This window comes from Rhizobium ruizarguesonis, assembly GCF_017357285.1.
Classification (GTDB): Bacteria; Pseudomonadota; Alphaproteobacteria; order Rhizobiales; family Rhizobiaceae; genus Rhizobium; species Rhizobium ruizarguesonis.
In genome coordinates, this window is record NZ_CP071678.1 from 3,153,349 (window position 1) to 3,165,179 (window position 11,831).

Consider the following 11,831-nt stretch of genomic DNA (forward strand, 5'->3'; position numbering starts at 1 on the left):
GGCACGAACGTCCTCGACCGGTAACCGAACCCTTAAGGAAGATCGGTCCTGTCCGCGTTGATTTTTGCAGCACGAGTGCTGGCGGGAGCCTTTTCAAGGCCCAATGCGCGGGCAATGACGTCAACCGGTAAGTCGCTCTCACGGGAAGCTCGACCGCCAACCGGGTCTGCCGAAAGCCTGAAGACATACTCATAGCATTTCAGGTGCGGTTTCTCGATGTAGGAGCAGCCCAATATGGGCAACGGATACCAGCTCAAGGTCTGCGCGGTTCCGGCATAGACGCTCACTGATTTACCGCTGGCATCGGTCAACGTGAATTCCTTCAATTCGAAGGGAAGCAGGAAACCCTCCGATTTTTGATAGGCCCTGGATTTGACCGCGATCCGGCTTGGCGGGGGTGCGGCCGGGTATCGGATGACGCAGAGGCCATGAACGAGTTTATTGTTCTCCTGATATCCGGAGGGCGATATATCCTTTTTCCATAAGCCGCTTCGCCGGTCCCATGCTTTCTGGCAAATGTCGCGACCACCCATTGTGAAGGCCAGCAATTTGCTCCCGCCTGTCTGCCGCGCAAAGGCGACGGGGGCGTCGTAACTCCCCACCAGACGGGACGCGACGCCGGACATGGCTTCCTCTCCGTCAAACACCACCGTCTGAGACGCGGGATCGAAGCTCACCGTCTTGCCCTCGTTCATACGTTCGACTTCGGATCGCAGGTCCGACAGGCGGATCTGGCTCAAGGTTGCGGCAGCCGCGTTTCCACCGAACCAGAGCGCCGGAAAGATCAGCAGAATTCTCGGAGACTCGCCGAAGGCCGATTCAAAAATCATCGCCAGAAAGCCGAGATTGAGCAGCAAGATCGGCCAGGCCATAACCGCGAGAAAAAACAGAATCTCGCTGACGACAGGCACCATCTGGAGGAAATAGGCGACTGCAGTGATGGCAAAAAACACTCTCGATGGTGTCGTCAATCGGATCATCAGCGGCGGCTCCAACGCTTTGATGCCGACGAGTACCAGCGGCTCGTAAACAACTGGGAAATTTCAGCCTCAAGTGGTATCGGGAATGCGAGCGAGATCCGCTGCGGGTGTAGAAGCGTCAGCCGCAAGATTGCGCCGCCGGCGCGCTCCGCGTGGCCGCAACATTGATACAAGAAGCCGTGACACCCATGGGTGGAAAAAATCAAAGTATGAGCTAATTAGCAAGACCATCAAAATTTGGAGCGAGCCTTGGATTCCGAATCCCCTCAGCCACTCACAGCTCGCTTTCCTGTCGGTGGCGGGGAAATTGGCCGGCTGATCCAGACTCGCGACTGGAGCAAAACGCCGCTCGGTCCTCTCGACCTCTGGCCGCAAAGTCTGAAGACGGCCACCGGCTGAGGATCCGATCGACACCCTGATGATCGATCAGCGCGGTTGCGGGCCTGTCAATCCGAGCGCCAGCGTGATGTCGTTGATGATCCCCAGTCGCGCTTCGATCACCGCGATTTTCTCAGGCGTATCGGCACCAAAAGCCTCGATATCGAGGAACATTTGCTCGCAGCCGCCTGGCCTGACCGTGCCGAACATCTGGCCGGGTTCCTCGCCTATGTTTCGCCAGCTGTGGGGTACATGTGGCGGCAGAACGACGACGGTTCCCACAGGCGCGTCGAACGCCTCGTCGCCGCATTGGAATCGATAGAGCCCGCGGATGACCCGAAAGAATTCCGTCTCCCGGGTGTGCGTGTGCGGGGCGGGACCATGACCTGGCGGCGTGAAGGTTTCCCACATCCCGAACGCGCCGCCGGTCTCGGCGGCCGTGGCATGGATGACGATCCTCGCGCCGAAGGGCGTGCTCGCCACGCGCTCCTTGCCGGGCAAAGAGACGACGGCGTTCCTGAAACTGGACATATCCACTTCCCCCTCGATTGCATTCTGTGAGCGGAGCCCTGCACCTCACCCTTGCGGCGCCCGCTCATTGAGCATCGCTTCGATATTGTATTCGTCGGGATCGAGAACGAAGCAGGCATAGTAGTTCTCTTCATATTCCGGCCTCGGGCCGGGCGCGCCATTGTCCCGGGCGCCGGCTTCGAGCGCGGTCTGATAAACCGCCTCGACCTCCGCCCTGCTCCGAACCCGAAAGGCAACGTGCACACGCGTCAGAGGCGGCTTATCGTCGGTGTGCTGGATCTCGAACAGGCTGCCGCCGACATCGAAGGCCCAGAACACGCCCTCCTTCCCGAAGGAGAGGCGATAACCCAGAGGTTCGAAAGCGCGCTCATAGAACAATTTGCTCCTCTCAAGGTCACTCACTGCGATGGTGATATGATCGATCATGCCGTGCCCTCCCTATCGTTCCAGCGTCCCATCATAGTCGAAATCGCCGCGGCGGAAAAACAGACGACTGTGATGGCGAAGGGTGAATGCCAGATCAGCAGTCCCTGCCCAAACAGAGCGGACTCGCCCACACCCGCAGCCACCTGCCCGGCAGACGGCAAAAGCCCCGCCAATCATTGACGAGGCTGCACATACTGAAAATCGGTCGGCATTCCATCCTGGGAGGAACACAAGCCCGGGAAACAATCACGCCTGTGCCTGAAGGACCGGCCCTCCGACTTTCCAATCTCGCCGACGTACTGCCACCATTCCGGCGACCGGACGATCGCAATCGATATATCGAGGCTCTCAGGATGGCGGGGCTACCGGAGTAGCTGCCGCTTCAGCGGCTTCTTCTTCGGAACGAAGGGGGTCATGCCGGGCTATTGCCGACCCCCTATCGGCTAATTGCGAAACGATGCTGCTTCGTGCGAAATTGCCATGCTATGAACCACACGGGCGAAGTTCTCATTCTCACCGGGCCGCCGGGCTCGGGAAAAACCACGACGGCCGAGGCGCTCGCCAGCGAGCCCGGCCCGCCGAAGGTCCATCTTCATTCCGACGACTTCTGGCATTTCATCAAGAACGGCGTGATCCCGCCCTATCTGCCGGAAGCACATGAACAGAATATCGTTGTCGTCGACGTGTTGACGAAGGCGGCGGCAGGCTATGCCGGCGGCGGCTACTTCGTCGTCGTGGACGGCATCGTCGGGCCGTGGTTCCTGGAACCGTTCCGGAAAATCGCGGCACCCCTCCACTACGTGATTCTGCGTCCGCCGCTCGATGTCGCCATCCGGCGCTGCCGGGAGCGTGGCGGCAACACGCTGACCGATCCCGGCCCTATTGCAGAGCTCCATCGACAGTTCTCATCGCTGGGTGCGTTTGAGCGACATGTTCTGTCGACGGATGGGCACGACAGGAAGGAGACGCTGGGCGCCGTTATCCAAGCCGTGCAAAGCGGAGCCTTCCGGCTGGCGTCATGACGCCAAGCCATCGACCTTCAGCGCAGACGCGCCCTCGCCGCCCTTTGCAGTTCGCCGCTTCACAGTTCGCCGGGTGACATTCATGAACCCAACTCATAAGCCCATGCCGATATCACCGGCTAATCGATACCAACCTTTGCCCTTAGGTTACGATCAAACCTGAGGAGGACATCCGCATGATCAAACGCAAGCTGGGCCAAAGAGGCCCTGACGTATCGGCAATCGGTTTCGGCTGCATGGGGCTGAACTATCATCGCGGGCCGGCGATGGAGCGCGGCGATGCCATTGCACTCTTGCGGGCGGCGCATGAGCGGGGCGTGACCTTCTTCGACACGGCAGAGGCCTACGGGCCGTTCACCAATGAGGATCTCGTCGGCGAGGCGCTGGCGCCGATCCGTGATGAGGTGGTGATCGCGACGAAATTCGGCTTTAGGGATGGCCGGCCGGAAGTCGGCCTGGATAGCCGGCCGGAACGCATCCGTGTGGTCGTCGAAGAAGCCCTCAAGCGGCTTCGCACCGATCGCATCGATATCTTCTACCAGCATCGGGTCGACCCTGACGTGCCGATCGAAGAGGTGGCGGGCACGGTGAAGGATCTGATTGGCGCCGGCAAAGTGCTGCATTTCGGCCTATCCGAAGCTGATGCCGGCTCTATCCGCCGCGCCCATGCGGTCCAGCCGGTCACCGTCTTGCAAAGCGAATATTCGCTCTGGTGGCGCAACCCGGAACGGGAAATCCTGCCCGTCGTCGAAGAACTCGGCATCGGCTTCGTGCCCTATAGCCCGCTCGGCCGCGGGTTTCTGGCCGGCAAGATGGACGAAAACACCAGTTTCGAAGGCGGCAACGACCACCGCAAGACCAATCCGCGCCTTTCGGCCGAAAACCGCAAGGCAAACCAGCCGGTGGTCGATGCGATCGAGGCGATCGCCGCCCGCAGAAACGCCACCGCAGCCCAGATCGCCATCGCCTGGCTGATGGCCCGCAAACCCTGGATCGTCCCCATTCCCGGCACCACCAAGCTGCACCGGCTGGAAGAGAATATCGCCGCCGCCGACATCGCCTTCAGATCGGAAGAACTGGCCGAGATCGACGCGGTCTTTTCTGGCATCGAAATCCACGGCGACCGCTACTCCGCAACCTCTGCAGCCCGCGTCACGCGGTGAGCCGACGACACCGATCGTTCGATGCGTCAGCACGAACATCCTCGTCTCTCGGGTGCGCCGGGGCCGGTGGATGCTGGAAGCAGCATTGCAGCACGTCCTTCGAGGCTCCGCCCTATGGGCTGCGCGCCTCAGCATGAGGGCCATTGGAGGATGCCGCACCCAACAATGAGCGTGAGAGAATGTCTCCCGGCTCCCGTTGCGCCACCGTCTCGCGCCAGTGGGCCGTCCGCCAACGCCAAAGAGAGCCTCATCCTGAGGTGCCCCGCAGGGGCCTCGAAGGACGAGGCGGGCGTTCCGGCATCCGATGGATGCAGGGAGCGGCGCCCTCAGTCCCCGACCGTAAATCCCCACGCCGAGGGCTCGATCAATTCGCGCGGCGGCAGCATTTCCTTGAGGTCGACAGGGCGGCGTTTGAGCTCGGCGGCGGTGTAGATTTCACCGTCCCCACCCCAAGCCCAAGCGTCGACTTTCAGGGGCACGCCGTCCGGCGTCAAACATTCCATTCTGCCCGCGTCTGCAGAGTCGGGCGTCATGTTGAACCAGGCGCAGGATTCATCAAGGTGATTATCTCTACGTTTCAAGTCGGCCTGACCTCTTTCAGCGTCGAGTTGATTGAACGGTTGTGCGGGATCAAGCGGCGAGCGGAAAGCTTGAAGACTATATTCGCGCTTGGAGTAAATGAGGTTGATTCCCTGGTTTTCGAGGTCGTTCCAAACCGTGAACCGCACCGATCCGTCCTTGCCGCGACGCTCTTCGGATTGCCAGGGATAATGCCTGAGGATTCTGAGGTCTGAGTGCATGCCGGTCATTCTGGCTTCAAAGTCGACGCGATCTGCGGCCTATCTGGATAGTCCCTGAACGGCTTCAGCCAGAACCCGGGATCGAATAGCCTCTTCGGGGGCCTGACTTCGTAATCCGCAACAGGTTTTCGCTCGAGCCTGACCAATCGCGTTTCGGTCATGAGCTCCTTGCTACTGAACAAGACCTTTTCGCCAATTTCAATGCCGTCACCTGACAGGCAGCTGAGCCAGATCGGTCCATCCTGCGAGCCTTTGCTGGTGATCTCCGACCATTTGCAACTTTCACCGGCCTGATTGTCTGCATCCCCGGTTTCCCTCGCTTCCCGCGGCTTGGTCTTGTCGATGTCGACCCTCGTAAAATCTTCGTCGCCGAACCTTCTCGTCCATAACACGACGTTATCAAGGGCGCTTCCATAGGCGATATTTGTCTCATTGCCTTGGATCTCTTCGACCCGGGTCCAGCCATCGTGATGAAAGACCGAGCGCGAATATTCTTTCGGCTTATCATGGAAAGGATAGGGATCTCGGACGGTCATCGAAGCCTTGTAGTCAGGAACATTCAGGCTGGCGGAAAAAGGGACGCCACCGGCATCACTGGTGCCGGCCGGGAGTACCCCCGCACCTGCCACGATAAGAAAGACCCACGCCACGAGACGTCTTTTCAAGATTGCACCTCGCCGATGTTTGCAAGCAGGAAAATTGCCGGATCAAGGCTTTGCACCCTGATTGAATCCTGAGAAGAACCCAATATTCATTCTAGCAAAAGTTGAGGATTTATAGTGCAAAATATCTTTATGTACTTGATTTCGGTAGCGGCGGTGATTTCGCTTTCGAGCTGCACGACAACCTCCGACAGCTTCAGACGCGAGTCCGCATCATTAACGGTACGCAGTAGTGAAAGGACGAGAGCGGGCCAAGTCTGGCGTATCCACAGCGATTGCAGCCTCGCCGATTACCCGCCTACGCATATCATCGAGCAGCCCAAGCATGGGCGTCTCCAGATTGTCCATGAACCGATATTTCCCCACGAAGCAAAGGGAAAACTGGCAAAATGCCGGACGGTCAAGGTGGGAGGCGTTGCTGGTTATTATACATCAAAGCCAGGCTACATCGGCGATGACAGGTTCGTTGTCAGGTTCCCTGTTGGAGACGGGGAGATCAAGGAGATGGTGTTGAACGTGAACGTCATCAAATAGCAGGCCATTAAGGTCGGATAGCGGTCAGCCGCACCAAGCCACGGTTCCCGAGAAGTCGGCAAAGCCGCCCGCGAGAAAACGCGCCAACCCCTCCTCCGTCATGCTCGGGCTTTGTCCCGAGCATCTACAGCCGGTGCCGCAGATCCTCGGCACAAGGCCTGACTGACGGAAAAGGGATGGTGTTCGCGTCAAACTGCAATCGCCCGCTAGAAGACGCAGGCAACCGCATCATCATCCGGAATCCGCCTCAAGCGCAGATGATCAGTCCTGCCCCTGCAAGCGGTCCATCACCTGGAGCAGCAGATCGGCGCAGGCCTTCATCGGTTCGTCCTCGGCGCATTTCAGGTCGATCTTGGTGTTGCCGTCCTCGATGCGGAAATGGGCGGCCTTGGAGGGCGGCGGGAGCATCGGACGATGACCGCGGAAGCCCCTGTCGCCACGGAAGCCGCCCTCACCGCCGAAGCCCATCTCGCCTCTCGGGCCATGCCATTGGCGATCGGGGCGATCGGGACGTTCTCTCGCGTCCGGCCGGTCCATCATCGGCCCATCCATCATCGACCCATCGTCACCGGAGGCAGACGGAGGCGCTGGCGGCGGCGGCGAAGGCGGTGTGCTGGGCTCGGCCGCGGCGGGCGGAGTGCCGGCCGATGGCGGGATGGGCGTTTGTTGCGCGAAAGCGACGCCGGCGAGCGCGGCAAGGGCAATGCCTGAGAGAAGAAGTCTTTGCATGGGAACGTTCCTGTGTCGGAGATATCAACTGCGTGGGTAAACACCGCAGCGCGGCTTTGGTTCACGCCTGTCAGGGCCTGTGATCGAAATCTGCAAATCGTCTGTGCGGCGGGCCTTTCGGCGGACGCAGCGCTTCGGTTCGTCCATCCTGACGAACAAGGTAGCTCGCATGCACGAAGCCGTCATCGAAGCGTCCTTGCACAGTGACGGCTTCGTCCTTTGTGACGAGAGCGCCATCCTCGCCGGCCCGGCCGGTTTCAACAAGCGCCTTGCCGCTGTCGTCCTGCAGCACGAACTTGTTGCCGTAGATCTCGGCGACCTTGCCCTTGATGGTGACGAGGCTGGTGGCCGGCATGGCCGAAATCGCCACCGGCGTCAGCGGCGCCATCTCGGGCGCGGGACGCATCATCTTCACGGCGCTCGCGCCCCCGGCAGCACCGACGACAAGCGCCACGGCGGCCGCGATCGCGGGGATCGCCAGCCGGCGCCGGCGCTGTCCTGGCGGCACGGGCGTCGCTGCGCCCTCGGGATGTCCGTTGTCCTGGTCTTCATCAGGCATATATCTGCTCCTTGCTTCAGTAGTGGCGGCACTCTAGCCGCCCCGCCCCCTCGCCTGCCTGAACCTCTCCGTTCAGATTGAGTTAAGCTCGGCCCGATAGTTTCGGCCCGTTCCCTGAAGTGAAAGCCCTGCCCCATGCGCGTATTGCTCGTCGAAGATGACGAAGACCTGAGCGGCCGGATCGCCGCCGTGCTGCGATCGGAGAATTTCGTCGTCGACATCGCGCGCAACGGCGAGGACGCTCTCCATGCGGGCCTCACCGAACTCTTCGATGTCGCGATCCTCGACCTCGGCCTGCCGAAGATCGATGGCGTCAGCGTGCTGAAGGGCTGGCGCGAGGGCGACAGCAACCTGCCGGTTCTGGTGCTGACGGCGCGCGATGGCTGGCCGGACAAGGTCTCGAGCTTCAAGGCCGGCGCCGACGATTTCCTCGCCAAACCTTTCAAGGTGGAGGAACTGGTGCTTCGCCTGCGCGCTTTGGTGCGCCGGGCGTCCGGTCACGCCGCCTCGCGGCTCGTCTGCGGCGCGCTGGTCTTCGATGCCCAGCTCGGCACCTTCGAGCTCGACGGCCTGCCGCTGAAGCTGACAGCGCTGGAATGGCGGGTGCTCTCCTGCCTGATGCTGCGCAAGGAGATGATCGTCGACCGGCGCGAACTGACCGAGCGCGTCTATGACGGCGATGCCGAAGTCGACTCCAATTCCATCGAGGTCATCATCGCCCGCCTGCGCAAGAAGCTTGGGGCCAGCAGCATCGAAACGGTGCGCGGCCGCGGCTATATGCTGACGGCAGCAGTGGCGCCATGAACGACCCGTCCCTCAAACCGAGATCGATCGCCGGGCGGCTGCTGATGTTCTCCGGCATCTTCGTGACGCTGGCGCTCCTCATCGCCGCCATCGTGCTCTGGCTGGCGCTGAAAACGGTGGTGCGCGAGCAGATCGACCAGCGTTTGGACATCCAGATCGGCGCCCTTGCCGGCGCGGTGACGCGCGACGCACAAGGCAGGATCACCTTGTCCGCGCCGCTCGATGCGCCGCCCTTCGATCGCCCCTCCTCCGGCTGGTACTGGCAGATCGATGGTGCAGGGCAGCGCCTGCCCTCGCGCTCCCTGATGAACGGCACGATAGACGCACCGCCGCCCCGGCAGGATCTGCGCCATGTGCTGATGGGCATGCCGACATCAGGCATGGGCGGTGATCGCGGAAGAGGACCGCTCTATCTTCGCCAGGCCATCCGCAGCATCGACGGCATGACGCTGACGATCACCGCGACGGCGCCGATGATCGCCCTTGTCGGCCCGGCGCTCGGCGCCCTCTTCTGGCTGGTTCCCTGCATGCTGCTACTGGGGCTCGTGCTGATGGCCGGCACGCTCTGGCAGATCCGCTTCGGCCTCAGCCCGCTGAAATCCATGGCCGCCAATATCGATGCCATCAACCGGGGAGAACGCGCTCGCCTGCCCGATGAGGCAACCGTCGAGCTTGCACCGCTGTCGCTGAAAACCAATGCGCTGCTGGCCGCCAATGAAGAGCGGCTAGCAGCGACACGCATGCAGTTCGCCAACCTCGCCCATGGCCTGAAGACGCCGGTGGCGAGCCTGCTGCTGGCGCTCGACGAGAAAAACGATCAGCAGGGCGCTTTGCGCGGCCTCGCAGCCCGGATCGACAACAGGATCAAGCATCACCTCGCCGCCGCCCGCCGGGTGATGGCCTCATCAGACAATGTCGCCAGCACCGACGCGGCGGCCTCGGTCGCCGATCTCCACCGGGCGATCAGCCAGATCCACGCCGAGCGCAAGATCGCTTTCGATACCGATATATCAGAGGGCCTGCGCGTCGCCTGCGACGAAAGCGATGTCGAGGAAATGCTCGGAAACCTGATCGACAACGCCTTCAAATGGGCCGCCTCCCGCGTCACCGTCCGCGCCCGCCGCGACGGCCCGACCGCCCGCATCACCATCGAGGACGACGGGCCGGGGATACCACAGGACCGCCTCGCCGCCGTGCTGCTGCCGGGTGTGCGTGAGGACGAACACGTGCCGGGCAACGGGTTTGGGCTGAGTATCGTCAACGAACTCGCGGGGCTTTACGGCGGGTCGTTGGTGTTGGAGGTAAATGGGGTGATGGGGTTACGGAGTGTGCTGTGTTTGCCGGTGACGGTGCGATCGGTGGAGTAGGATTTTGGGTGGTTTGATCGGGCGGTGAAGATGGATATCGCCCATCTCCATGCCAGTCCCTTGAACGGCGAATTCCGAGGGCTGGCGGCCGATACTCGTCATCTCCACAACGCTCGACCTTCTCTGATGCACCTCCCTCAAAGCAGCAACCCAGCCCCTTCCCGGTCACCGCCGCTCCCGCTGACACGTCTTTCGCCTCGCCTCTGCCTTGTTGCTCGAGTATCCTGACGCCCGATTCGCCGTCCGCAAACGAGGGTGGGCATGAACGAAACATCAAAGGAGAGCGCGATGACGGACGCCAAGAGCGGCATTTCTGGACTACGGCCGCATATTACAGTCATCGGCGTTGGTGGTGGTGGTGGCAATGCGATCAACAATATGATCGCGGAAAAGCTGGCAGGCGTCGAATTCGTCGCCGCAAACACGGATGCTCAGGTGCTGGCCACCTCCAAGGCGACGCGCCGCATCCAGCTTGGCGCGAATGTGACGGAGGGTCTCGGCGCCGGTTCGCTGCCTGAGGTCGGCCATGCGGCTGCCGAAGAGTCGCTCGATGAGATCATGGATCACCTGGCCGGCTCGCACATGTGTTTCGTCACCGCCGGCATGGGCGGTGGAACGGGCACGGGTGCTGCACCTGTCATCGCCCGCGCTGCGCGTGCCGCCGGCATCCTGACGGTCGGCGTCGTCACCAAGCCCTTTACCTTCGAAGGCAACCGCCGCATGCGGATGGCGGAAATCGGCATCGAGGCGCTTCGCCAGGCGGCCGATACGGTCATCGTTATTCCCAATCAAAACCTCTTTCGCATTGCTGATGCAAAAACGACGTTCGCCGATGCCTTCATGACGGCCGACCGCGTGCTCTATGCCGGCGTCGGCTGCATAACCGATCTGATCGTCAAGGAAGGCCTTATCAACCTCGATTTTGCCGACGTGAAGTCGGTCATGTCAGGCATGGGCCGTGCGATGATGGGTACCGGCGAAGCCTCCGGTGAAAGCCGCGCGATGAAGGCGGCGGAAGCAGCAATTGCCAACCCGCTTCTCGACGATATCTCGATGCGGGGCGCCAGGGGCGTGCTGATCTCGATCTCCGGCGGTTCGGATATGACGCTGTTCGAAGTGGACGAGGCGGCAAGCCGCATTCGCGACGAAGTCCAGGAAGACGCCGATATCGTCGTCGGCGCGATCTTCGACCGCAGCCTCGACGGCAAGTTCCGTGTCTCGGTGGTGGCGACCGGCCTCGAAGGCAGCCCCCTGCCCGCATCCGCGCCTCACGCCGCCGAGCAGGTTCAGACGCGCACGCTGCAGTAAGCGCAGCGGCGCGACATATCCGAGCACAACAGCCTGCCGCGTCTTTTCAGACGCGCGGCGCTGTCGTGCTTCAATGACCTGCGCTCCGGGGAAATCGCCGCGATCACCGGTCGTTGATTCGCGATCACCTGTCGTTGATCGTGGGAAGGTGCGTTTCGACCTCTACGCGGCGCTTGTCATCCAGCGGCTCAATGTGCTTCTGCCAGAAGGCCTCGGCCTCCGGCGTGTCATCATCCCAGTGGCGGATCTTGACGATATTGTCATCGATCTTGGCCAGCCGTTTGCCGCCAAGCCGCAGGTATTCGTCCGCCAGTTCTTTCGATCGGGTCGTTTGCATGTCGTGCTCCTCCATAGGCGAACCGAAAGGCCGATCGTCATTACCGGGTTGGCCGGCAATCGGCATCCCCGTTATCGGCGCTTCTGCGCCTTCCAGGTAAACAGCATGGCGGGTTCATGGTTCCAATTCATCGGCCGAAACCGGTCCACGCGGCCGGCTGAAGGCGTCGGCCGCCATCCATGTTCCGCACGGCCCGCCGCTCTCGCTGCCGGAACAGCCGGAGACGCCTCG

At 61.6% G+C, this 11,831-nt stretch carries 14 protein-coding genes; 6 read left to right on the forward strand and 8 right to left on the reverse strand.

Annotated features, from left to right (window positions below):
* Positions 1-32 precede the first annotated feature (32 nt).
* The 3 genes from J3P73_RS15660 to J3P73_RS15670 form a co-directional block, all read right to left on the reverse strand.
* Positions 33-980: a hypothetical protein gene (locus J3P73_RS15660; RefSeq protein WP_130692132.1), complete on the reverse strand. Its 948-nt coding sequence runs from the start codon at positions 978-980 to the stop codon at positions 33-35.
* A gap of 426 nt (positions 981-1,406) precedes the next feature.
* Positions 1,407-1,889: a cupin domain-containing protein gene (locus J3P73_RS15665; RefSeq protein ID WP_024322471.1), complete on the reverse strand. Its 483-nt coding sequence runs from the start codon at positions 1,887-1,889 to the stop codon at positions 1,407-1,409.
* A 45-nt stretch (positions 1,890-1,934) separates the two neighbouring features.
* Complete coding sequence (locus tag J3P73_RS15670) at positions 1,935-2,315, reverse strand: VOC family protein (protein WP_207579659.1); 381 nt, start codon at positions 2,313-2,315, stop codon at positions 1,935-1,937.
* Positions 2,316-2,800: 485 nt separating this feature from the next.
* On the opposite strand from J3P73_RS15670, the gene J3P73_RS15675 reads away from it, so the two are divergent.
* Together J3P73_RS15675 and J3P73_RS15680 are read left to right on the forward strand one after the other, a co-directional pair.
* The gene (locus tag J3P73_RS15675) at positions 2,801-3,337 is read left to right on the forward strand and encodes an ATP-binding protein (RefSeq protein WP_024322473.1); all 537 of its coding nucleotides are present in this window, start codon (positions 2,801-2,803) and stop codon (positions 3,335-3,337) included.
* A 176-nt stretch (positions 3,338-3,513) separates the two neighbouring features.
* Positions 3,514-4,500: an aldo/keto reductase gene (locus J3P73_RS15680; RefSeq protein WP_024322474.1), complete on the forward strand. Its 987-nt coding sequence runs from the start codon at positions 3,514-3,516 to the stop codon at positions 4,498-4,500.
* A 326-nt stretch (positions 4,501-4,826) separates the two neighbouring features.
* On the opposite strand, the gene J3P73_RS37570 is transcribed toward J3P73_RS15680, so the two are convergent.
* Together J3P73_RS37570 and J3P73_RS37575 are read right to left on the reverse strand one after the other, a co-directional pair.
* On the reverse strand, positions 4,827-5,309 hold the full coding sequence (locus J3P73_RS37570; RefSeq protein ID WP_245002678.1) for a hypothetical protein: 483 nt from the start codon (positions 5,307-5,309) through the stop codon (positions 4,827-4,829).
* The gene (locus J3P73_RS37575) at positions 5,306-5,965 is read right to left on the reverse strand and encodes a hypothetical protein (RefSeq protein WP_245002679.1); all 660 of its coding nucleotides are present in this window, start codon (positions 5,963-5,965) and stop codon (positions 5,306-5,308) included. Before J3P73_RS37575 ends, J3P73_RS37570 begins: the two co-directional genes overlap by 4 nt.
* A gap of 114 nt (positions 5,966-6,079) precedes the next feature.
* Here J3P73_RS37575 and J3P73_RS15690 point away from each other — a divergent pair, with 114 nt between their 5' ends.
* Entirely contained in the window at positions 6,080-6,496 is a 417-nt protein-coding gene (locus tag J3P73_RS15690) for a hypothetical protein (protein WP_130692136.1), read from the forward strand.
* Between the two features lie 261 nt (positions 6,497-6,757).
* Here the strand turns inward: J3P73_RS15690 and J3P73_RS15695 are convergent, their stop codons facing one another.
* Together J3P73_RS15695 and J3P73_RS15700 are read right to left on the reverse strand one after the other, a co-directional pair.
* Positions 6,758-7,225 carry a hypothetical protein gene (locus J3P73_RS15695; protein ID WP_024322477.1) on the reverse strand — a complete coding sequence of 156 codons (468 nt, stop codon included), beginning with the start codon at positions 7,223-7,225 and terminating at the stop codon, positions 6,758-6,760.
* Positions 7,226-7,295: 70 nt separating this feature from the next.
* Positions 7,296-7,784, reverse strand: coding sequence for a hypothetical protein (locus J3P73_RS15700; protein ID WP_024322478.1), 489 nt, complete (start codon positions 7,782-7,784; stop codon positions 7,296-7,298).
* Between the two features lie 135 nt (positions 7,785-7,919).
* Between J3P73_RS15700 and J3P73_RS15705 the strand changes: the two genes are divergently transcribed.
* The 3 genes from J3P73_RS15705 (at position 7,920) to ftsZ (ending at position 11,263) form a co-directional block, all read left to right on the forward strand.
* Positions 7,920-8,588: a response regulator transcription factor gene (locus tag J3P73_RS15705; protein ID WP_024322479.1), complete on the forward strand. Its 669-nt coding sequence runs from the start codon at positions 7,920-7,922 to the stop codon at positions 8,586-8,588.
* The gene (locus J3P73_RS15710; protein ID WP_024322480.1) at positions 8,585-9,955 is read left to right on the forward strand and encodes a sensor histidine kinase; all 1,371 of its coding nucleotides are present in this window, start codon (positions 8,585-8,587) and stop codon (positions 9,953-9,955) included. The genes J3P73_RS15705 and J3P73_RS15710 overlap by 4 nt, the downstream gene beginning before the upstream one ends.
* A 288-nt stretch (positions 9,956-10,243) precedes the next feature.
* Positions 10,244-11,263, forward strand: a complete 1,020-nt coding sequence (gene ftsZ / locus J3P73_RS15715; RefSeq protein WP_003560594.1) for a cell division protein FtsZ — start codon at positions 10,244-10,246, stop codon at positions 11,261-11,263.
* Between the two features lie 124 nt (positions 11,264-11,387).
* Here ftsZ and J3P73_RS15720 read toward each other — a convergent pair whose 3' ends face one another.
* Positions 11,388-11,600: a hypothetical protein gene (locus J3P73_RS15720; RefSeq protein WP_003560596.1), complete on the reverse strand. Its 213-nt coding sequence runs from the start codon at positions 11,598-11,600 to the stop codon at positions 11,388-11,390.
* Positions 11,601-11,831: the final 231 nt, after the last annotated feature.